15 protein-coding genes and 3 pseudogenes are annotated in these 21,086 nt (G+C 68.1%); 10 read left to right on the forward strand and 8 right to left on the reverse strand.

Translation table 11 applies throughout. From position 1 onward, the window contains the following. Positions 1–25: 25 nt before the first annotated feature. Both RLT59_RS06455 and RLT59_RS06460 read right to left on the reverse strand, forming a co-directional pair. Complete coding sequence (locus RLT59_RS06455) at positions 26–1,228, reverse strand: S8 family peptidase (RefSeq protein WP_311302503.1); 1,203 nt, start codon at positions 1,226–1,228, stop codon at positions 26–28. A 218-nt stretch (positions 1,229–1,446) separates the two neighbouring features. Then, on the reverse strand, positions 1,447–2,442 hold the full coding sequence (locus RLT59_RS06460) for a helix-turn-helix transcriptional regulator (RefSeq protein ID WP_311302504.1): 996 nt from the start codon (positions 2,440–2,442) through the stop codon (positions 1,447–1,449). 125 nt (positions 2,443–2,567) lie between these two features. Between RLT59_RS06460 and RLT59_RS06465 the strand changes: the two are divergent. Further along, a pseudogene (locus RLT59_RS06465) lies at positions 2,568–2,977 on the forward strand (VOC family protein). Positions 2,978–3,163: 186 nt separating this feature from the next. On the opposite strand, the pseudogene RLT59_RS06470 reads toward RLT59_RS06465, so the two are convergent. The 4 genes and pseudogenes from RLT59_RS06470 to RLT59_RS06485 form a co-directional block, all read right to left on the reverse strand. Beyond that, positions 3,164–4,345, reverse strand: a pseudogene (locus tag RLT59_RS06470) (IS701 family transposase); the annotation flags it as partial. A 67-nt stretch (positions 4,346–4,412) separates the two neighbouring features. Beyond that, positions 4,413–5,705 carry an ABC transporter substrate-binding protein gene (locus RLT59_RS06475; RefSeq protein ID WP_311302505.1) on the reverse strand — a complete coding sequence of 431 codons (1,293 nt, stop codon included), beginning with the start codon at positions 5,703–5,705 and terminating at the stop codon, positions 4,413–4,415. Continuing rightward, on the reverse strand, positions 5,705–6,544 hold the full coding sequence (locus RLT59_RS06480) for a carbohydrate ABC transporter permease (RefSeq protein ID WP_311302506.1): 840 nt from the start codon (positions 6,542–6,544) through the stop codon (positions 5,705–5,707). Before RLT59_RS06480 ends, RLT59_RS06475 begins: the two co-directional genes overlap by 1 nt. Next, on the reverse strand, positions 6,541–7,491 hold the full coding sequence (locus tag RLT59_RS06485; protein WP_311302507.1) for a carbohydrate ABC transporter permease: 951 nt from the start codon (positions 7,489–7,491) through the stop codon (positions 6,541–6,543). Before RLT59_RS06485 ends, RLT59_RS06480 begins: the two co-directional genes overlap by 4 nt. A 126-nt stretch (positions 7,492–7,617) precedes the next feature. On the opposite strand from RLT59_RS06485, the gene RLT59_RS06490 reads away from it, so the two are divergent. Beyond that, the gene (locus RLT59_RS06490; protein WP_311302508.1) at positions 7,618–8,484 is read left to right on the forward strand and encodes a phosphotransferase enzyme family protein; all 867 of its coding nucleotides are present in this window, start codon (positions 7,618–7,620) and stop codon (positions 8,482–8,484) included. A gap of 11 nt (positions 8,485–8,495) precedes the next feature. Here RLT59_RS06490 and RLT59_RS06495 read toward each other — a convergent pair. Continuing rightward, positions 8,496–8,936, reverse strand: a pseudogene (locus tag RLT59_RS06495) (3'-5' exonuclease); the annotation flags it as partial. Between the two features lie 65 nt (positions 8,937–9,001). On the opposite strand from RLT59_RS06495, the gene RLT59_RS06500 reads away from it, so the two are divergent. The 5 genes from RLT59_RS06500 (at position 9,002) to RLT59_RS06520 (ending at position 16,114) form a co-directional block, all read left to right on the forward strand. Further along, positions 9,002–10,192, forward strand: a complete 1,191-nt coding sequence (locus RLT59_RS06500) for a tyrosine-type recombinase/integrase (protein WP_311302509.1) — start codon at positions 9,002–9,004, stop codon at positions 10,190–10,192. Between the two features lie 90 nt (positions 10,193–10,282). Beyond that, positions 10,283–11,755: a site-specific integrase gene (locus RLT59_RS06505; protein WP_311302510.1), complete on the forward strand. Its 1,473-nt coding sequence runs from the start codon at positions 10,283–10,285 to the stop codon at positions 11,753–11,755. 8 nt (positions 11,756–11,763) lie between these two features. Beyond that, positions 11,764–13,473, forward strand: coding sequence for a hypothetical protein (locus RLT59_RS06510; protein ID WP_311302511.1), 1,710 nt, complete (start codon positions 11,764–11,766; stop codon positions 13,471–13,473). Then, positions 13,470–15,656, forward strand: a complete 2,187-nt coding sequence (locus RLT59_RS06515) for a site-specific integrase (protein WP_311302512.1) — start codon at positions 13,470–13,472, stop codon at positions 15,654–15,656. The genes RLT59_RS06510 and RLT59_RS06515 overlap by 4 nt, the downstream gene beginning before the upstream one ends. Then, entirely contained in the window at positions 15,653–16,114 is a 462-nt protein-coding gene (locus RLT59_RS06520) for a hypothetical protein (RefSeq protein WP_311302513.1), read from the forward strand. The genes RLT59_RS06515 and RLT59_RS06520 overlap by 4 nt, the downstream gene beginning before the upstream one ends. A gap of 38 nt (positions 16,115–16,152) precedes the next feature. Here RLT59_RS06520 and RLT59_RS06525 read toward each other — a convergent pair whose 3' ends face one another. Beyond that, entirely contained in the window at positions 16,153–16,551 is a 399-nt protein-coding gene (locus tag RLT59_RS06525) for a YunG family protein (RefSeq protein WP_311302514.1), read from the reverse strand. Between the two features lie 234 nt (positions 16,552–16,785). Between RLT59_RS06525 and RLT59_RS06530 the strand changes: the two genes are divergently transcribed. The 3 genes from RLT59_RS06530 (at position 16,786) to RLT59_RS06540 (ending at position 20,908) form a co-directional block, all read left to right on the forward strand. Continuing rightward, positions 16,786–17,079 carry a hypothetical protein gene (locus RLT59_RS06530; protein WP_311302515.1) on the forward strand — a complete coding sequence of 98 codons (294 nt, stop codon included), beginning with the start codon at positions 16,786–16,788 and terminating at the stop codon, positions 17,077–17,079. Between the two features lie 119 nt (positions 17,080–17,198). Beyond that, positions 17,199–18,887 (forward strand): hypothetical protein, encoded by a 1,689-nt coding sequence (locus RLT59_RS06535; RefSeq protein WP_311302516.1) that lies wholly within the window; start codon positions 17,199–17,201, stop codon positions 18,885–18,887. After that, entirely contained in the window at positions 18,887–20,908 is a 2,022-nt protein-coding gene (locus RLT59_RS06540) for a hypothetical protein (protein WP_311302517.1), read from the forward strand. Before RLT59_RS06535 ends, RLT59_RS06540 begins: the two co-directional genes overlap by 1 nt. Positions 20,909–21,086: the final 178 nt, after the last annotated feature.

The following is a 21,086-nucleotide window of genomic DNA, read 5'->3' on the forward strand; positions in this document are numbered from 1 at the left end:
ACCGCCGGCTCAGGGAGCGGTGCTGCTACTCAACGACCTTCAGCAGCTTGTTCGCCGTGCCCGCGGTGGCGTTGCTGATGGCGTCCGGGGTGGCTCCGTCGGTCAGGGCCGTGGAGACGTCCGCCGGGGTGGCGTCGGGGTGTCCCGCCAGGTAGAGGGCGGCGGCACCGACGACATGCGGAGTGGCCATGGACGTACCGGAGATGGTGTCGGACCCGGTGTCGCTGTCGTTCCAGGCCGAGGTGATGTCCGAGCCCGGGGCGTAGAGGTCCACCAACGAGCCGTAGTTGGAGAACGACGACTGCTCGTCGTCCACCGTGGAGGAGGCGACCGTGATGGCCTCCGGGACGCGCGCCGGGGAGTTCTCGCTCGCGTCGCCCGACTCGTTGCCGGCGGCCACTGCGTAGGTGACTCCGGAGGCGATGGACTTCTGGACCGCCGCGTCGAGCGCCTCGTCCGCGCCGCCGCCGAGGCTCATGTTGGCGACGGACGGGCCCTCGTGGTTCGCGGTGACCCAGTCGATGCCGGCGACGACCTGCTCGGTGGTGCCGGAGCCCGAGTCGTCGAGGACCCGGACGGCCACGATCTTGGCCTTCTTGGCGACGCCGTACGTCGCACCGGCGATGGTGCCGGCCACATGGGTTCCGTGGCCGTAGCCGTCGTCGGCGTTGTCGTCGTCGTCCACGGCGTCGTAGCCGTAGCTGGCCCGGCCCTCGAACTCCTCGTGGGTGATGCGGACCCCGGTGTCGATGACGTACGCGGTCACGCCCTCGCCCGCGCTGTCCGGGTAGGTGTACGCGTTGTCGCCCGCGGTCTCGGTCTGGTCGATGCGGTCCAGGCCCCAGGACGGCGGGTTGGCCTGGGTGGCGTCGACGTGGAACTTCTTGTTCTGGACGACCTTGGAGACCGACGGGTCGGCGGCGAGCCGCTTGGCCTCGGTCTGCGAAAGGCCGCTGGCGGAGAAGCCGTTGATGGCGGAGCTGTAGTTGCGCTTCAGCTTGCCGCCGTACTCCTTGGCGAGCTTCGACTTGTCGGCCTTGTGGTCCAGCATGACTATGTAGCTGCCGGAAACGGCGGTTGCCGCGTCGGCACCGTAGATCTTGCCCATGGCGGGGGCGGGTGCCGCTCCGGCCATGGGGCTGCCCAGCAGGGTGATGCCGGCTGCGGCGGCCACGGCGGTGATCGCGGCGGTGAGCTTGATCCGGTGGGTGCGCTTGTTGAGTGCCATGAAGAGGGGTCTCCTCGTCATTCTTTGTGGGGGGATTGGCCCCCGGCCGGAAGATCTCCGGGGGCTGGCTCGAAACCCTCGCTTATTGACGCGCTCAGATCAAGACCTTCAGCCGGCTGTAATTTACTCAACAAGGTTTCGTAATAAGAATCCGGCCAACAGCACCCAAGCCGGACCAGCTCGCCCGCGACCGGCGCCAGTTGACGTGTTCTCACTGCTCAGCGGGGGCCTCCGTCCCCGGAGGGCGGCCGGGCCGCGCGGGCGTAGCGGACGGCGAGGTCCCCGAACGCGGCGGCCAGCGGGGGCGGGCCGACCACCTCGATCTCCGCGTCGAAGCGGCCGAGGGCGGCGGCGAGTCCGGTCCATGACCAGGAGCCGAGGATGAGCCGGCAGCGGTGCGGCCCGAGTTCCACGGCGATGCCGTCCGGGGCGAAGGGCGCGACATCGGCGGCCGGAAGATCGAGGATCACTTCGCCCCGGCAGGGCCAGTCGGTGGTGGTGCCGTCGTTGCCGCGGAACCGGCTGGTGACGAAGGCCGAGACGCTGCCGCCGGGAAGTTCGCGCGGGGCGAAGCGGGGGCCGGTGGGCGTACGGGGCCGGATCCGGTCGGCGCGGAAGGTGCGCCAGTCCTCGCGGTGGAGGTCCCAGGCCACCAGGTACCAGCGGTGCTGCCGGGTGACCAGGTGGTGGGGCTGTACCCGGCGGACGTCATCGGCCCGGGTATCCGGGCCCGGGGCGTAGTCGAAGCGCAGTTCCTCGCGGGCCCGGATGGCGCGGCTCAGGTCCAGCAGCACGCGGGCGTCGGGCTGCTCGGTTTCCTCGGCCGCGGGCGGCCGGACCGCGGTGACGCGCAACAGGTCGATGCGGTGGCGCAGTCGGGGCGGCATGACCTGTCCGAGGGTGGCCAGCGCACGGGAGGCGCCTTCGGCGACGGCGGCGTCGGCGGCCGCGGTCCGCAGCGCGACGGCCAGGGCGACGGCCTGCTCGTCGTCGAACAGCATGGGCGGCAGATGAGTGCCGGCCTCCAGCCGGTAGCCGCCGGCCGGTCCTCTGACGGTCGTGATCGGGTAGTCGAGTCCGCGCAGGCGGTCGATGTCACGGCGCACGGTGCGCGGGGTGATGCCGAGCCGCTCGGCTAGATCGTCTCCGGACCAGTCGCGGGGCGTCTGGAGGAGCGAGAGCAGCGCGAGCAGCCGGGCGGACGTCTTGTGCATGCGGCCATGCTCCCAGGAGTAGCGGACCCATCCTGTCCGCTACCCCTGCCATCGTGGCGTACGAGCCGTCCGGGGCCACCACCTCCGACGGCGCACATGTGTCACATCGAGGCAAGGAGCACGTCATGTCCGTCACGACCACCACCCATCTGAACTTCCGGGGCAACGCGCGTGAGGCGCTGGACTTCTACCGGTCCGTCTTCGGCGGACGCACCGTCGCGGTCACCTACAAGGACGCGGGCGCCGTACGGCGGACTGGGTGATGTGGGGCGAGGTGACCGGCGCCGACGGCTTCCACGTCATGGCCTACGACGTGCCCTCGCAGCTGCCCTGGAGCCAGGGCGACAACCCGTTCTTCGTCTCCGTGCGGGGCGAGGACGCCGAGGAGATCAGCGCGCTGTGGGGCAGGCTCACCGAGGACTCGGCCATCGTGAGCCCGCTGGAGCCCGCGCAGTGGGCGCCGCTGTACGGCATGCTCACCGACCGCTTCGGCGTCACCTGGGTGCTGGACGTCGCGGCCCCGTACAACGGCTGAACCGGCCGGGCGCGTCCTAGTACTGCAACGGTCTTTGTTCTGATGTGTGGGCAGTTTCTGGTGGTGTGTGGCCGCGTCGTTTGTAGTGGCTCGTCCGGGCTTGGAACTGTCGTCGGCGGCGCCAGTGTGACCAGTGCAGGACATGGTCGATGAGGTTCGCGCGGGGTCGGGCCAGGCGGGTGGTCGGTCGCCGGATTTCGGGGGGGGTGAGGGCGATGAGCTGGGAGGATCCGTTTCTGCTTTGTCGGTGTCGAGCGCGCGGGCCCGCAGGACGGTGAGGCAGGCATGGGCGGCCATGGCCAGGGTGATGTGGCGGTGCCAGCCGGGGTAGCGGCGGACCTGGTAGTCGTCCAGGCCGCACTCCTGCTTCGCGGTCTGGAAGCATTCCTCGACCGCCCACCGACTGCCCGCGACATGGATCAGCTCGTCGAGGGTTGTGTCGGCTGGGCAGTAGGCGATGTAGTACGAGATCTGATCGGGTCGGCTCACGCTGCGGCGAGCGATGACCCAGTGCCGGCGGTCCTCACGGTGCCAGGGCCGGACCTCGCCCCTGACCCAGTCGTAGACGCGTGGCCCGTGGGCGCCGTTGCCGCAGGAACGACGCTTCCACTTCTGCCTCGGCAGCCCGGGAAACAGGTCATGGACGGGATGATCCATGGCCCAGCGGGTCACGACCGTGTCGTGCCGGGTGGTGGCCATGACGTGGAAGACGTCAGCCCGCTCGAGCTCGGTCCGCCAGCCCTTGCTGAAACCGTAGGCGGCGTCCGCCGTCACCCACCGGAACGGGATCTTCTCCGTGATCGCCCGGCGGACCATCGTCTTGGCGATGGCCACCTTCGTCTCGAAGGCGACCGCGTCCTCGATGCCCGCGGCCCGGCAGCGTTGCCGGTCATCGGTCCATGATGTGGGCAGATACAGACGCCGGTCGATCAACGTGCGGCCGCGTTCGCCGGCATAGGCGAGGAAGACGCCCACCTGGCAATTCTCTGTCCGTCCCGCCGTTCCCGAGTACTGGCGCTGGACCCCGGCCGAGCGGACCCCCTTCTTCAGGAAGCCCGTGTCGTCCACGATCAGCACCGCACCGGGGTCACCCAGTTGCTCGACCACATAGTCACGCACGTCGTCCAGGACCTCATCGGCGTCCCAGTCAAACAGGTTCAGCAGCCGGTGCATCCGGTCAGGGCTGCCATGCCCAGCCTCCTCCGCGAGCGTCCAGCCGTTCTTCCGCTCCAACGGCGCTATGAGCCCCCGCATATACGCCAGCGCCGACTCCCGCGGCTCCGACCGGGCAAACCGGTGCACGAACCGCTCATGCACCTCACCCAGACCCGCCGCCCACACCCTCACATCACCAAGCACCCCACCCATAACCAGCCCGACGACCAACCTGGCCACCAGCCACGCCAAAGACCGTTGCAGTACTAGGGGGTGCGGCTCAGCGCTGGTAGCGGGCCAGCACCCGGTTGCCGTCCTCGACCAGACGCTTCCTCAGTTCGGCGGCGTCGATCGCGCCGCTGTAGTACTCCTGGTACGCGGGGGTGGCGACCTTGTCCTTCCACTCAGGGTAGCCGCGGACGGACTGGGCGGGCGCGGAACGCAGTCCGCCCGCGAGGGCGACGCCGGTCGCCCAGCCCCGGTCCGGGGTGTGCAGCGAGGGGTCCGCCAGCGCCTCCTCGCCGGTGGGCAGCATCCAGTCCCCCTTGGCGAGGCGCACCATGTTCGCCGGCCGGAGCAGGAAGTCGATGAACTCCACGGCCTCCTTCTTGTGCGGGCTGTCCTCGGCGACGGACAGGGTCTGCGGGCTCACGCCCTGGGCCGGGCCCGCGCTTCCGGCCGGGGCGGGCAGCACCGTCCACTCGAAGCCCTTCGGGGCCTGTTCGACCACCTGCTGACGGTAGGAGAACCCCAGCGGCACCATGGCGTACTTGCCGCCGAAGAGGCCGGGAAGGGTGTCGCCGCCGCCCATGCCGAGCGCGGTACGGGCGGCGCTGTGGTCGGTGTTGACCTGGTCGTGGATGGTCCGGGGGACGACGAGATCGCCGTCGTCCATGGCGAGCGTGACCTTGCCGTCGGCGCCCCGGTGGAACAGCTCACCGCCGGCCGAGAGGCCGAGGTTGAGGGTGACGGAGACCGGTTCCTTGAGCGGCCAGGCGACTCCGTAACGGCCCTTGCCGGTGAGCTTCTTGGTGACCTGTCCGAATTCCGTCCAGCTCCAGGGCTTCTCCGGGGTCGGCACGCGGACCCCGGAGGCCTTGAGGATCTTGGTGTTGGCGATCAGGACGCGCGGCTCCTGGAGGAAGGGCACGCCGTAGACGCCACCGTCGAAGGTGCTGGTGCGCCAGCTCTGCTGCGGGATGTCGGCGGTGAGCCGGCCGGGCAGCAGGGTGCGCAGGTCGGCGAGGTAGCCGCCGTAGGCGAAGTCCGCGAGGTCGTCGGAGGCGTCATGGATGACGTCGGGTGCCTCGTCCCCCTCGAACGAGGTGAGGAGCTGGTCGTGGACGCTGTCCCAGCTGCCCTGGACGTACTGGACCCGGACATCGGGATGGCTCGCGTTCCACTCCTTCACCAGCTGCTTGTTGGCGTCGACGGACTCCTTCTGCCAGGCCAGCGACTGGAAACGGATCGTGATCCTGCCGTCCGTCCCACCGTCACCGCCCCCGCCGCACCCGGTGAGCAGGAGGGCCAGTGCGGTGGCCGCCGCGGCTGCCGTGCGTACCACTGCGCGCATCAGCTCTTCACCGCCCCGGCGAGCATGCCGCCCGTGATCCGCCGCTGGATGACGGCGAAGAGGACGAGTGAGGGGAGGGTGGCGAGGAACGCGGCGGCGGCGAGCGGCCCGAGGTCGCTCGCGCCCTCCGCGCCGAGGAAGTGGGTCAGTACGACCGGCAAGGTCTGCTTCTCCGGTGTCTTGAGCAGGACGAGCGCGAAGAAGAACTCGTTCCACGCGGTGATGAAGGCGAAGAGCGCGGTGGCGACGATGCCGGGGGCCAGCAGCGGTGCGGTGACCGAGACGAGCGTCCGCAGCCGGCTCGCGCCGTCGACCGCGGCCGCCTCCTCCAGTTCGGGCGGCACCGCCCGTACGTATCCGACCAGCATCCACAGCGCGAACGGCAGCGACCACACGACGTACACCATGATCAGCCCCCACAGTGTGTTGATCAGATGCAGGTACTTGAGCACCAGGAACAGCGGAATGATCAGCAGGACGAACGGGAACGCCTGGCTGACCACCACCCAGCCGGTGGCGGCGGCGGAGAGCCGCGAGCGGTGGCGGGCCATCACATAGGCCATCGGGGTGGCGATGACGACCGCGATGATCCCGGCCGAGACGGCGGCGATCAGCGAGTTGGCGGCGGCCCGCAGCAGCGGCTGTTCGTCGAACGCGGCGCGGAAGTTGTCGAGCGTCGGGTGGTGCGGGATCCAGGTGGGGTGCAGGGAGCCCAGCTCGGGCGCCGGTTTGAAGGCGGTGGAGATCAGCCAGAGGAAAGGGAACGCCAGGAAGACCAGGTAGCACAGCAGCGCGAGGTACTGTCCGGCCCGCACGGACCCGCGGGTACGCATACTCATCGGTCCTCGCCTCCCCCGAGCCGTCCCACGAGGTACACGGCGAGGATCACGGAGATCACCGCGACCATCACACAGCCCATCGCCGCGGCGTAGCCGAACTGTCCGTACCGGAAGGCCTCTTCGTACGCGAAGAGCATCGGCAGCCGGGTCCGGCCGCCGGGGCCGCCGTTGGTCAGTACGTAGACCAGGGCGAAGGAGTTGAAGTTCCAGATGAAGTTGAGCGCGGTGATGGAGAGGGCGACCGGCCTGAGCGCGGGCCAGGTGACGGTACGGAAGCGGCGCCAGGCGCCCGCGCCGTCCAGCGCGGCGGCCTCGTGGAGTTCGTGCGGGGTGTTCTGCAGGCCGGCCAGCAGGGCGACCGTGGTCTGCGGCATGCCGGCCCAGACCCCGACCAGGATCACCGCGGGCAGCGCGGTGGCGAGGCCGGTCAGCCAGTCCCGGCCGTCGCCGAGGCCGAGATCGCGGATGGTCTCGTTGAGGATTCCGGCGTCCGGGTTGTAGACCAGCCGCCACATGATGCCGACGACCACCTCGGGCATCGCCCACGGGATGATCGCCAGCGCCCGCGCCAGCCACCGCATCCGCAGGTTCTGGTTGAGCAGCAGCGCGAGGCCCAGGGCCAGCACGAACTGCGGGACGGTGACGCCGACCGCCCACACCAAACCGATCCGGAACGAGTCCCAGAACAGTCCGTCGTGCAGCAGGTCCTGGAAGTTCAGCACCCCGGTCCACTGGGTGGACCGGGTACGCCCGGACTGGGCGTCGGTGAACGCCAGCGTGATGCCGTAGAGCAGCGGGCCGACGCTGAGGACCAGGATCGGGAGGAGGGCGGGCAGCACCAGGAACCAGGTTCCGGCGTTCCGGTTGATCCTCGTGGGCCCCTTGTCGTGCGGGCCGCCCGGCGGTCCGTGCCGCCCGGACTGCACGGTTGCATTCGCCAATGTCATGGATGCGACCCCCTTGCGTCATTCGACCGGCTTGATACCGTTCCGGCCGCTCAGGTGGCCTCCGCAATCGTGCTGAGACCCCGCCGGTTCGTCAAGACAACCTGCACGGATGCGAAAATCGGATCCATGAACGAGATGCGAGCGCGCGAGGTACTGACCGCTGCCGGGCACCCCGGCGACGCGGAGCTCCTCGCGCTGGGCGAGAACGCGGTGTTCGCCGTGGGCGACCGGGTGGTCAAGATCGGCCGGGACGCCGTGCGCAGTCCCGAGCTGCGCGAGCGGGCCGAGCGCGAGGTGGCCGTCGCGCGCTGGCTCGCCGCGTCCGGCGTCCCCGCGGTGCGGAGCGCGGAGCCCGCGGCCCGGCTCGTCGAGGGCCACCCGGTGACGGTGTGGCACCGGCTGCCCGAGCCGGTGCGGCCGGCCGAGCCGAGGGATCTGGCGCCGCTGCTCACCGCGGTGCACGCACTGCCGGCCCCGGAGGGCCTCAGCCTGCCCCGGCGGGAGCTGCTCGGCGGGGTCGAGCGCTGGCTGACCCTGGCGGGCGAGACGATCGACCCGGCCGACGCCTCGTATCTGCGCGAGCGCCGCGACGGCTTCGCGACGGCCGCCGCCGCACTGGTGCCGCACCTGCCTCCGGGCCCGATCCACGGCGACGCGCTCCCGCGCAATGTCCATGTCGGCCCGGACGGGCCTGTCCTGGTGGACCTGGAGACCTTCTCCACGGATCTGCGCGAGCACGACCTGGTGGTGCTGGCCCTGTCCCGCGACCGGTACGGGCTGCCGGCCGAGGCCTATGACGCGTTCACCTCCGCGTACGGCTGGGACGTCCGGGAGTGGGACGGCTGCGCGGTGCTGCGCGGGGCGCGGGAGACGGCGAGCTGCGCGTGGGTCGCGCAGCACGCGCCGGCGAACCCGAAGGCGCTCGCGGAGTTCCGCAGGCGGGTGGCGTCGCTGCGCGACGGGGACACGGCCGTGCGGTGGTACCCCTTCTGAGCGTTATGTCCTCAATCGCCGGACGGGGTTGATTTCAGCTCAAGCACCGGCTCCCGTACCGGCCAGCGGCCGTCGATCACCGCGTCCGCCGTGCCCTTACGGCGCAGGAACCGCTGGAAGTCGGCGGCCCACTCCGCGTACCACTCGATCTGCCGTTCGTGGAGCTCGGCCGCGGACAACGCGGCCACCGAGCCGTGCCGCGCGGCTATCGCGTAGGCCACCCGCACGGCGGCCAGCGCGTCCGCCGCCGCGTCGTGGGCGCCGCCGTGGACCACGCCGTACTCGACGGAGACGGCCTCCAGATTCCGCTTGCCCTTGCGGTAGCGGTCCACCGCCCGGTCGATGGTGTACGGGTCGACGACCGGGCCGATCCCCGAGCCGCCGAGCCGCTCGCTCAGCGACGGGAGTCCGTGCCGGTGCAACTCCGCCGTCAGCAGCGTCAGATCGAACGCGTTATCCACGCACGACCGTGTCTCACGGTCGCCCTCGTCGTTGATTGACCAGGGGGTGCGATCAGATGGAGATCTTCTTCACGGACCCGGATGCGCTGGAAGCGGCCGGGGTAAGCGATGCGGCGAAGGCGCTCGAACGGCACGGGCTACATGCCGGTGCACCGTTCATCCTCAGCGAGGACGGAAGCTACGACGTCCAACTCAACCGATTCCTGTGGTCCTTGCCGACCCTCGGAGTGAGGTCGCCACATTCCTGGCGTGCCTACGCTCTGGACCTGCTGACCTGGGGACGGTTCCTTCAGGAACATCGCGGCAAGACCCTGTGGCACGCCGACCGTGAAGACGTCATCGCCTTCCATCGAGCCCGGCGCGTCTCTCCCGACCCGACACAGGTTGTCTCGGCCTCGACCTGGAACCGGGGCGTCGCTGCCTTGGACAAGTTCTACACATGGGCGGTGGACGAGGCCCTGGTCGAGCGGACGCCGTTCAAGCACTACGAGAGCTCTCGGCGCACTGGCTCCGGGCAGCAGGTACGCGTCCGCAACAACCGCGCGGCAGAGAAAGCCGCCAAACGCGGGAACGTGAAGTTCCTCTCCGTTCCCCGCTACGCGGCCTTCCGCGACATCGGCCTACGGGGCCAGATGCGGACGGGCACCGCCGATTCGAGCTTCCGAGGCCGCAATGCGGAGCGAAACGTCGTCATGGCCGAGCTACTGGTCACCACCGGCTTGCGCATCGAGGAGGCCGCCTCGCTCTGCTGGCCGGAACTCCCGGCCCTGGACAGTCAGAGGAACACGAAGAGCGTGCCGTTCGACCTGGCACCGCCGACAGCCAAGCGGGACAAGGGACGCAAGATCCTCTTGCCCCATCGAGTCCTGCGCGCCGTGGCCGACTACGTGGAGATCGAGCGCTCCCTAATGCTGGACCGCTGGCGTGCCCGCGGCTGTCCGCTGCCGGCCGGCGCAGTGGTGGGGAGCCAAGCCGACAGGCGAGGTGTGCGGGTGCCCATGAAAGACGGCAAGCTCCGAAGGGTGTCCTGGTCGCGTTTGCCACCAGCACTCCGATCCCGTCTGTACCTCGTTGACGATCAGAGCCGTGCCCTCGGCCCGGCGTGCGTCTGGCTGGGCCAGGCGGGGCGGCCTGTGTCTCTGTCTGCCTGGGAGTCGGTCTTCGTACGGGCCTCGGAGAGATGCCGTACGTGCGGGATCGACGTCGACGCCACACCGCACGTGCTCAGGCACATTGTCTCCGCTTAGTTTTCGTGTGACGATTGACGCCAACTGGGGTACTGGGCTGGGTATTTGGGCTTTGCACTGAGCCGTGTGGTGTTTCTACTGTCGGCTCTCATGATTCTGAACTTCTTCTCGTCCCGGGGCTGGCAGTCCTGGGACGTCGAGTACCGGCCGTTGATCCCCGATGGGATGCCCGTGCTCATCGACGTCGACCTGCGCTTCGAGGACGGTCCGGCTGCGCCACGTCCGACGGCGGTGGTGAACCGGTGGTTGCGTGAGCTCCCGGCCAGCGGGGCGCCGGCACCGAGCTCGTGGGAGAACTACGCACGGGTGGTCAAGGAGTGGATGGAGTTCCTGGCCGAGCACGGGGTGGGGCTGTTCGACTCGCGGGTACGGCTGAAGGCCGCGTTGAGCCGGTACGCCGAACACCGCGCCGCCGGACCGTTGAAGGCCCGGTTCGCGGCGACGACGTGGGGCCAGCACATGAGCATCCTGGCGCTGTTCTACCGGTGGGCGATGCACGAGGAGTACGCGCCGGCCGAGCCGTTCACCTACCGGGCCGCGCGGGCTCTGTTCGCCGGGACCGGGCGGGAGGTGAAGGTGAATCTGGCGGTCCGCCGCACCCCGAAGCCGCACGTGACGATCAAGTATCTGGAGCCGGACTTCACCGAGTTGTTCCGCAAGGGGCTGCGCGGGCTCGCCCCGGACGGCTCGCAGGACACCGGATTCCACGGACGGGAACTGACCCGCAACGGGGCAGTTGGGGATCATGCGCTGGCCACCGGGATGCGGCTTCAGGAGTTCACCTATTTGCTGCCCTGGGAGATTCCCGCGCTGACGCCGGAGCCGACCCCGGTTCCGATCCCGTTCCCGGTGCCGGCCGGGATCACCAAGGGCAAGAAGTTCCGCACCACGTGGACCTCCTACGAGGCCCTCGCCGGACTGCACGACTACTTGGAACTGGACCGAGCGGCCACCACGGAGGGCTCTGACTGGATGCCGCCGCGGCGGTGGGGCGAGCCGCTCATGGTCACAGACCCCGGCCCGCGGGGCGGTCGGGTCAACGGAGTCCGCCGCTCGTGGGACTCGCTCACCCCGGCCGAGCGCCGCCGTCTGGTCGCCCCCGAGGGCGGGTCGTGCCTGCTGGCGGTGAAGAGCGGCGGCGGCCCGTTCACTGCCTGGGCGACGGTCTTCGAGCGGACCTCCGATCGGGTCCGGGCCCGCTTCGAGCCGCGATTCCCGCACGTCTGGCCCCACCGATGCCGCCACACCTTCTCGATGAGGACCTTGGAATACCTGGTCACGGGGCACTACCGGCAGGCCGCGAAGCTCGTGCGGGACACCGATGCCGACGCCGCTCTGGTTTTCTACCTCAGCAAGGCGGACCCGCTGCTGGTGCTTCGTGATCTTCTCGGACATTCCACTGTCCTGACCACGGAAAAATACCTCCGGCGCCTGGATACGACGCGCATCTACCGGGAGGCATACGAGGGGGCCGGGGCCGCGGCCGGACTGACCGAAGATGCGGCTTCCGAACGAGAGGTCTCAGCCGAGTTCGACGACGAGACCGGGGACGGTGGCGTCTGATGCCGACCATGCTGATCGACGAACCCCTCGGCCTGACCTGCGTGTTCAGCGACGGCAGCCGCGCGGAGTTCTTCCTGGAAGGGCTGCCGAACCCGCTGCTGGCCCGGGACTTGGCCACGGGCCTGGTGGACCTGATCCACCCGCATGGCACCGCGGATTCTGCGGGCACGGTCAACTTCTACATCCAGGCCCTGCGGAGGATGGTCCGCACGCTCGCCGAGCGTGGGTTCACCGGAGGCGCCGCCCAACTGCGACGAGGGCAGTTGGCGGAGTACTGGATGGGGAACACGGGCAAGCAGGAGGCCCAGACGCGACGCATGCTGGAGGGGTTCTGCCAGGTCGGCGGCCTCCTCGGCGAGGGGGTCCTGGAACTTGCTGTCGGCCGTCACTTCAACACCCAGCCCAACCGGCGGGCCCTGCCGCCCTACCCGGAGGCGGACTGGCAAAGGCTCACCGAGGCATGCCGCGCACTGGTCGACGAGTCGTACGCCGCCCACCGCCAGGCCCTGAATGTTGCCTATTCCGGCCAGCATCCGGCGGAGGGAGGGTGGAAGCCGGAGAATCTGCGCTGGCTGCTGGCCCGGCTCGGGCCGGTGACCACGAAGGAGTTCGGCGCAGAGCTTGCCTGCACCAAGGGTGCCATCTGGCAGCGGGGCGGTTTCCTGCAGGCCAGCGCCGAGGTTTTCCCCACTCACGACGCGATGATCGCCTATCGGCTTCTGTTCGGTATCTACTCCGGCATCGTTCCCGACGGCATCGACGACCTGGTGACCGGAGACATTGATTGGGCAGGGGACGCTACTGTCCTGCTCTCCTACGTCAAGGGCCGCACTGCGGCCGAGAGTTTGAACCTGCCCCGCCGGGCAGTACGGCTACTGGAACAGTGGATGGCGCACTCGGCCCTGCTGAGGAGCTTCGCGGCCCCGGAGGACCGGCAGCGGTTATGGCTGGCGCTCAGTCGGCCAGGAAGCTTCGCGGTGATCACCGGCTCCGGGGCGAGGCTGGCCATTCAGCAATGGATCGTGCGCCATCAGGTGTTCACCGAGACCGGGCAGCCTCTGAAAGTCCACCGTGCTCGGATCCGCACCACCCATGAAGCGATGCGGGACAAGAGCACATGGACCGGCAGCGGGCGGGCGACCATCGACCCGAACCACACTCCGGCGGTCGAGGGCGACCACTATCTGACTGCCACGACACCGGCCCAGCAGCAGGTGGTCGAGACGATCGTCGAGGACGCCCAGCACGACATGCTGCGGCGTTCCCATCCACCGGTGGTCATCACCGAGGACGACGCGGCTGCGCTGGCCGACGGTTATCCGCATCTGATGGCGAACCTGAACCTGAATGACGAAGTGATCGCCGAACTCGTCGGCGGGCAGCGGGACGTATTCACGGCCGCTTGCGGCGACCAGCTCTCCGGGCTGCACGGCCCGAAGGGCAAGCCGTGTCCGGCTCGCCCCTGGGTCTGCCTTCTCTGCCCGCTGGCGCTCTTCGCTCCGCGGCACGCGGCGAACCTGCTGCGGCTGAAGGCATTCTTCTCCCGGCAGTGGCAGCAGATGCCCGCCGCTCAGTTCATGGCCGTCTTTGGCCCCTACGCCGCCCGCATCCAGCAGGTGCTCGACCGGTTCGATCCCGCTGTCCTCGCCGCGGCAGCCGAGCAGGTCGACGACCGGGATCACGAACTTCCCCTGCGTCCCGAGGAGCTCACCGCGTGACCACTGCCACTTCGCCCCTGTTCGATGGACGGTCCGCGATCTTCGCCGGGGCCGATGTCTGCCGCGAGGCCGGTCTCACGCTGCCTGGAGGCGTCGGCCGTCCGGTCTTCGAAGATGATGTCTGGGATTTCACCGACGTCGTCGGACTCCCGGTCCAAATGGGCCTATCCATGCGGCAGTTCAACTTCGTCACGATCACCGATCTCCGCTGGCAGCTGGTCGCCAAGGAACTCGTGCTGGCCATGCTCGTTCCGCGGCATCCGGCGGTCGCCCCGCTGCCCCGCGCTTACCGCACCGCCCTGCACCTCCTCAGCTGCAGGGCGCGGCTGGACGAACTCGAACGGTTGCTGTCCTGGCTGACCGCGCGGGGAGTCATCAGCCTGGAACGGATCGACACGCAGATCTGCGAGGCATACATGGCCCACCGGCGCTACGTGCTCGACGAACACGGCGCTGTGGTCGGCGAGCAGAGTCACGGAACCCGACGCCAGGCCGCGCAGATCATCGTCGACCTGGTCAACTACCGCGAGCTGTTCACCGCCGACCGTGTCCCCGCCAACCTGCGGCCATGGGGCGGAGCCACCGCCTCAGCCGTCGCCGAGATGCCCAGTGGCCGAACTCAGAACAAGACCCCACCCGTCGCGGACGACGTCCTCCAGCCGATGCTCGCCGCCGCCCTCTTCCTGGTCTCCTCACTCGGACCCCACGCCGTCGAACTGGCCCGGCAGATCCGGGAAACCGACCACCTCTCCACCCGAAGAGCGACAGGACTTCGCAACAGCGGCCCCGCTCCAGTGGCCGAGTTCACCGCGCTGCTGAACGAGTACACGGATACGTACACACCATTGCCGATGCTGGCCGAACACCACATCGCCGACCGGCTCGCCGACGGCTGGTCACCCGGTGATCCACTCCTGCCGGTGGCCACTGGAGTGCTGGCCCGCCAGGCCGGCGACAGACAGTTCTGGACCAGGTGGATGCCCGCCCTGCGAGGCCCGTTAGAAGACGCTGTCGCCGCAGTCGGAGTGAAGGAGGTCTTCGCCCGGGACGTTGCCGAGACCACCACAGCAAACGACTCGTCCGTGCTGCCCTGGACCCTTCCCCTGCACCGGCTTCAGGCCGTCGCCCTGGTCGGTGTCGTCCGCACCGCCGCCATCACAGTCCTGGCTGCAGTCTCAGGAATGCGGGCGAGCGAGCTGATGGAACTCCGTATCGGATGCCGAAAGCCACCCGAGGAACCGGTCCCCGGCCTGCACCGCTACCGACTCGCCAGCAAGATCGTCAAAGGGCAGCCTCTCGGCGGCACCGACGACGAGTGGGTGGTGATCGAGCCGGTCTATCGCGCTGTCGAACTCGCCGAGGACCTGCACGACGATCCGAAGGACGGGGCCCTGCTCTTTGGCCGGTTCGCTTTCACTGTCCGCTACCAGTGGTTCAGGAACTGGGTGAACTCCCCAGACGGGCAACGGCTCGGCCTCACGGAAATCCCCGACGGCCAGGTCAACTTGAGGATGCTCAGGAGGACCTTGGCCCTGGAATTGGCCTACCGTCCCGGCGGCGTGCTGGCCTCCAAGATCCACCTAAAACATGTCGTTGTGGCCACAACGGAAGGGTATGCCTCGCGCCCCGGCGGAGCCCAGGCCGAGCTGCTGGCCGAGGTCAACAAGCACGAGAGCGACCGCAACCTGGATCTGGTCTTGGCCGAGTTCCGCAACTACCAGCAAGGAATCCTGCCAGCCGGCCCGGGGGCCCGGAGCCTCACCGAGTTCTTCTCCAGCATCGACGAGAAGCTCGAGGCAGCAGCGTCGGCACCGAAGACGCAGCACAGTGACCGCGACGTGCTCAACCTGCTGACCAAACGGGCCAAGGTCCTCCACCTCGGTCCCGCGAACTACTGCTGGTTCACCGACCCATCCCGGGCGCTCTGTCTCAAGCTCGCCGGCACCCCCACCGCCGACCGTCCGCTGATCGGGATGTGTGACTCCGCCCGCTGTCCGCAGGCCACCCACCACTCCTGCCACCGCCCCGTCTGGGCCGAGCATGCCGAACGCACCGAGACGTTCATCGGACAGCTCGGCATCACACGCAAGACCGAACGCACCCGGCTCCAGGTCGACTACGACCGGGCCCTCCGCGTCGTCGCCGAGATCGACACCGCCACCGCGCACGAGGAACCTTCATGAGAATCTCCGCAGCCCAGCGCACCCAGAACGAGAACCGCATCCGGGCCGCCATCGACCGCCTCCTCCGAGGTGAGATCCCGCCCGGCGGAAGGTGCGACATCAAGACCCTCGCCAGCGAGGCTGCGGTCGACCGCACCGCGTTCTACGGCATCCGCCCGTACTCTCACCTCCGCACCGAGTTCGAGCGGCGCCTCCAGGCACTCCAAGATGCTGGCGAGATCCCCGATCCTCGCGAGGCTCAGATCTCCCGGCTCAAGGCCGAGAACACCAAGCTCCAGGAACGGCTCGCCAAGTCGGAGCAGACGATCGACGAGCTCACCGACTTCCGCAGCCAGGCCCTGGCCCGGCTCGCCGCCCAGCACGAGGAGATCGTCCGGCTTCGCGAGATCGCCGCCGGGCCAAGCCGAGTGAGCCACCTGCCCGCTCCGCGAACCACGGTGATCGGCAGCTGCAGTTGAGGCAACGATCCGAAAGCGGACAGTCCCTGACTTCGCGATCAGATGGCGGGCTCCGGCAGATGACCGAGATGCTTGATTACGCGCTCGCGCAAGAGCAGGTACTCGTCCCAACGGCGAAGAGGGCCGGGCGGGCGTTCGACGACACGGGCTGCGGTGACAGCCTGGCCACGCTGGAACTGCTCGTGAGTCAAGTCGAACTCGATGCCGCTGGGCAGGCGGTTCCACCAGTGAAAGCCGTGCTGATCCCCGTCAAGGTGCACCTCGCCGACCATGAGGTCACCGCCGAAGATGTCATTGACGATCAAAGCTGTGATGTCGCAGTGGCCCCAGGCCGGGTTGTCGGGATGCCAGTCACCTTGATCGTCGGGCGAGCAGGTGTCGGCAGCCCAGCTGACTCGCAGGGCCTTGTCCAGGACAAGCAGGTTCCAAGGGATCATGTCGGCAGCATCGCAGCCACCACTGACATCACCCCCGGAGCCTTCGCCTGGGTCCGAGACTGGCCAGCTCATTCGAGAGCACCCGAGAGCGTGATCCGCGCCACACGTCTCCGTCTGGAATGCAACACGCTCGTCGATCCCCATTGCGAACCGCGCGTCCGGGGATCAGCCTGCTCAATCGCCACACGAGCACACCCGCACACGGCCTCTGCGGACACAAGGCACACCTTCGCCGTGCATCTGCTGTCTGCGTTAATCCAGGAACAGATCGGCTCGGTGGAGAAGGGCGAGATGAGCGACGGCGTGTACCGACGCATTATCGGCGACCCGCTCGATCACCTTCGCCGCCTGTTGGGGCATTCCTCGATCACCACGACGTACATCTACCTCGGCTGTACCGACCAGGCCCAGGCTCTGATCGACGGCGCGGTGGATGCCTGGACGTCCGAGGTCGTAGACACAGCGCATCACGTGTCGCATGAGATCGACAACTCCTCTGCTCAGGCACCGGAAGCGAACTCGTGGTAGGCCGGGGGCGGCGTAAGGCCCGATTGAACGCACCCTCACCCCAGGTCGTCGACCCGGCTCCGGCCACGCTCGGACTTCTGAGGTTCGAGGTCACTTTCCCGGACAACCGGACGGCCGTCGTGGACTGGACCCGGGAGCCGCAGCAGCGGCTGCTGAGGGCTCTGGAAGCCGAGTTGGCGGCTTCGTGCGACGTGGGGCAGGGAACTGGTTCGCCACATACGCTCCGCAATCGCGCGCGTTCGTGCCTGCTGTGGGTGCGGTGGCTCGACTCCACGGAAGCGACGCGTATCCGCGTCAGTGACCTCCTTCCGCACCACCTCGACGGATTCGAGAGCCATCTCCGGGAGGGCCATCCAGTATTCTCCCGGACGCCCTACGCGCGTATCGCTGACGTCGTATGGATCTTGCGCCGACTCGGCGAGAAGGACCAGGGACTATCCCCCTCGATGCTCCGGAGGCTCTCCTACACATCCGCTGGCCCGGTCGGCTCCTATACCCCTCGCGACGCCTACTCGCCGCACCTCGTCGAGCAGCTACGCACTGCCGCACGTTCCGATGTCGATAACGCGGTCCGACGCCTGACGCTGGACGGGCCGGCGCTCCTGGCACGGGGGCAGGACCCGCGGATCGCAGGCTGGGACTCCGACCCGAATGTGTTGTGGGAAATCTCCCGGACCCACGGGACCTTCACACGGACACAGTTGGCCAATCTTGTCGGCACGGCACTGGCTAATGCGCACACTCCCGGCCGTCTTGCACCCTTGGTGTACCCGACCAGCCGCGACGTGTTCGCTCTGCTCCTGCTGTTCTGTCTCGAAAGCGGCATGGAGGTGGAAGCGGCCAGAGAGCTGACCGCCGACTGCTTGAAGAATCCCAACCGGGGCTATGTGCAGGTCGAATACCTCAAGCGACGGCGGCACGGCCAGGAATGGAACACGATCAGGGTCCGGGACGGTTCATCCAACTCACCCGGCGGGCTGCTTCGGCTGGCCTTGCGGCTCACAGCACCCGTCAGAGATGCCACCGGCTCGCCGGCGCTTTGGCAGTTCAGAACGAAGGATGGGATCCTGTCCGCCGGACTCAGCGCTGGAGCTGCGTCGAGTGCGGCTCGGAGCTTCGTCTCGGCACACCGGCTCACGGATGCCGGGAAACCCTTCGACCTGCGCCTGTCGCGACTTCGGAAGACACACAAGGCCGCTGTCTACAAGGTGACCGGCGGCAGGATGTCGGCGTTCGTGCAGGGCCATTCGCCGGACGTCGCCGCGGCGCACTACGCAGACATCCCCTCACTGCGCGCTCTCCACGAACAGGCCGTGGCAGACGGCCTGCAGGACGCACTCGCTGACGCCCAGACTCCCGCGATCCTGACGCCGGAAGAGGAAGAGCGCCTCACTCAACAACCAACGGATGCAGTTGAGTTGCTTGGGATCCCGGCCGAGCAACTACCGCCACTCCTATCCGGCGAATCCGACCTATGGTTGTCGTCCTGCCGCAGCTTCTTCGACTCGCCTTTCGGAGTCAAAGGCAAGCCCTGCCCAGTCTCCTTCTTCGCCTGCTTGGGGTGCAGTAATGCCGTTATCACCCGAAGGAAACTCCCAGCAATCCTGGCCTTCCTCAACCACATCCAGACTGAACGGGCCAAGACGCCCGCAGCGGAGTGGGAAGCGCGGTTCGGCAACGCTCACCAGCAGATTCTTCAATTGATCATCCCGAGGTTCAGTCAGCGTGACGTGCTGGACGCCAGGGCAATCGCCGAGTCTTCCGAACGCCTGCTCTTTCTTCCCCACAACCTGCTGGGAGGCCACTGATGCCCGCACTGCCTCTTCCACGCAGTGTCGCCGCCAGCCGCCCTTCCGACGCGACAGCCGTACTGTCCGGACGCCCGCTCACCGCTGATCCATCCCTCATGCCGCGATTCGGAGACCGCGCCTGGAATCTCGCGGTCGCCGGGCATGCCGGGAACCGCTACGCCAGTGAGTTCTTCATCGACTTCGAGTCACTCAGCGATGTCACACGGCGCGAGGCGGCGCGTGAGTTCCTGTTCTGGAGACTCAACACCCGCCCGGTTCGCGGTCCCCTTCCGTCCATCTCGACAGTGTCGGCTGAGTGGTGGAACCTACGGTGTTTCCTCCGATTCCTGGACTCCGAACACGACGGGCTTCGCCTGGACGCTGTGACGCAGCCGGTTCTCGATTCCTACCTGGTTCACTGCCGGGCCGAGGAACTGATGCACAGCAGCATGCGTCACCGCCTCCAGGTCATCCCACGCCTCCACCTCGCGGCAGAGGCCATGCCGACGGACGCGCTGGCGACCAATCCCTGGAACGGCCGCCCCCTCACACGCATCATCGGCGGCCCTGTCGTCAGCAAGCACGAGAACCAAACTCCCCGAATCCCGCCCCAGGTCATCGCCCCGCTGGTACAGGCGGCTCTGTTCTACGTCCGCACTGCGGCATCGGACATCATCGACGCGCGTGCGGAGCTGATGGAACTGCAAGCCAACGTCAATGAGATCCACGGGCAGTCACTCGCCCGCCTGGACCGCTACCTCGACGGCCTCGCAGCCGACGGGCGAGGTGTCCCGGTGCTGGATGGCGCCGGTCTCCAACCTCACCTGGCCGGTTCACCCGCCTACACGTACATCATGCGCAAGTCGGAAGCAGGACGGGGGGTCGCCAGCGGCTCCTACGCCAACCACATCGTGAGGACACTGGAGCGGCTCGGGCCCGAGCCCGGCGGCATGGACACGCCCATCACTCCACATCCGCAGACCGGGCGGCCGTGGCGGGACAGGTTCAGCCCTCCCGCCGTTTCCCATGAGGAACGGCTCCTGCGGGCCGCCTGCTACATCCTCATCGCCTACCTGTCCGGCATGCGTGACTCCGAAGTCAAGGAACTCCGGGACGGCTGCCACTTCACCGAGCGGAGCGCAGACGGTGTCGTCGTCCGACACAAGGTGCGCTCCCAGCTCATCAAGGGTGGGCGAGGCACACCGGGGAGCTGGGTTGTCATCGAGCCCGTCGCGCAAGCCATCGAAGTCCTGCAACGCCTGCCCCACCGTGACCTGCTGTTCTGCCGCCCGGTAACAGGACGACCGCACTCGACGATCTCTGCCAACCGCATGAATGACAACCTCAACGAGTTCCTGGCTCAGTGCGCCGGCATCGGATTTCCGGTGCCCGATGTCGATGGAGAACCGTGGAACCTTACGACCCGCCAGTTCCGCAGGACCGTGGCCTGGCACATCGCACACCGCCCGTTCGGCACCGTGGCCGGGATGATTCAGTACAAGCATCTCTCCGTGGCCATGTTCGAAGGGTACGCGGGTACTTCCTCCTCTGGCTTTCGCGCGGAGGTGGCTGCTGAGGAGGCGCTGGCCCGCCTGGCCGACGTCATGGAGCGCTACGAGGATTTCAAGGCAGGCGTACGCTCGACCTCCCCGGGTGGACCCCGGACGGACAACGAGTTCGCACGAGTACAGCAAGAGCTCCAAGATTTCCCAGGCAGGGTCGTCGATGAGCGGCGCCTGCTCTCCATGCTCAAGGCCTCCGCACGCACCCTGCACATCGGAAGCTACTACCAGCCCGAGACCGCCTTGTGCCGTACGCCGAGCGGCGAGGACCGACCTCTGCTCAACAGCTGCCGCCCCGATCGCTGCGGGAACTCGACCATCACGACCCGGCATCGCAGCGGGTGGGAAGCGGCACGTGGAGATACCGAGCGCGCGCTGGCCTTCGTCGGCCTCTCCGATCTCCAGCGAACGGCTCTGCGAGGGCACCTCAACGACGTCACCAAAGTGATCGAGGGTATTGACTGTGCCAACGACTGACGCAACCGAATCAGCCCTCCGCGCGGCTTCCGAACGCCTACTCCGGGGAGGGCCCACCCGTAGCGACGGTTCCCTGACCGTCGCATCACTCGCCGTTGAAGCCGGCGTCAGCAGGGCCAGCGCCTACCGCTACCCCCATGTTCTGGCAGAGTTCCGAAACCTCGTAGCCGATCGAGAA

The sequence above is a fragment of the Streptomyces sp. ITFR-6 genome (assembly GCF_031844725.1).
Classification (GTDB): domain Bacteria; phylum Actinomycetota; class Actinomycetes; order Streptomycetales; family Streptomycetaceae; genus Streptomyces.

Bases quoted from the DNA above. Each gene is read 5' to 3' on its own strand.
- RLT59_RS06455 (WP_311302503.1), bottom strand. From the start codon at position 1,228: ATGGCACTCAACAAGCGCACCCACCGGATCAAGCTCACCGCCGCGATC.
- RLT59_RS06460 (WP_311302504.1), bottom strand. From the start codon at position 2,442: ATGCACAAGACGTCCGCCCGGCTGCTCGCGCTGCTCTCGCTCCTCCAG.
- RLT59_RS06475 (WP_311302505.1), bottom strand. From the start codon at position 5,705: ATGCGCGCAGTGGTACGCACGGCAGCCGCGGCGGCCACCGCACTGGCC.
- RLT59_RS06480 (WP_311302506.1), bottom strand. From the start codon at position 6,544: ATGAGTATGCGTACCCGCGGGTCCGTGCGGGCCGGACAGTACCTCGCG.
- RLT59_RS06485 (WP_311302507.1), bottom strand. From the start codon at position 7,491: ATGACATTGGCGAATGCAACCGTGCAGTCCGGGCGGCACGGACCGCCG.
- RLT59_RS06490 (WP_311302508.1), top strand. From the start codon at position 7,618: ATGAACGAGATGCGAGCGCGCGAGGTACTGACCGCTGCCGGGCACCCC.
- RLT59_RS06500 (WP_311302509.1), top strand. From the start codon at position 9,002: ATGGAGATCTTCTTCACGGACCCGGATGCGCTGGAAGCGGCCGGGGTA.
- RLT59_RS06505 (WP_311302510.1), top strand. From the start codon at position 10,283: ATGATTCTGAACTTCTTCTCGTCCCGGGGCTGGCAGTCCTGGGACGTC.
- RLT59_RS06510 (WP_311302511.1), top strand. From the start codon at position 11,764: ATGCTGATCGACGAACCCCTCGGCCTGACCTGCGTGTTCAGCGACGGC.
- RLT59_RS06520 (WP_311302513.1), top strand. From the start codon at position 15,653: ATGAGAATCTCCGCAGCCCAGCGCACCCAGAACGAGAACCGCATCCGG.
- RLT59_RS06525 (WP_311302514.1), bottom strand. From the start codon at position 16,551: ATGATCCCTTGGAACCTGCTTGTCCTGGACAAGGCCCTGCGAGTCAGC.
- RLT59_RS06540 (WP_311302517.1), top strand. From the start codon at position 18,887: ATGCCCGCACTGCCTCTTCCACGCAGTGTCGCCGCCAGCCGCCCTTCC.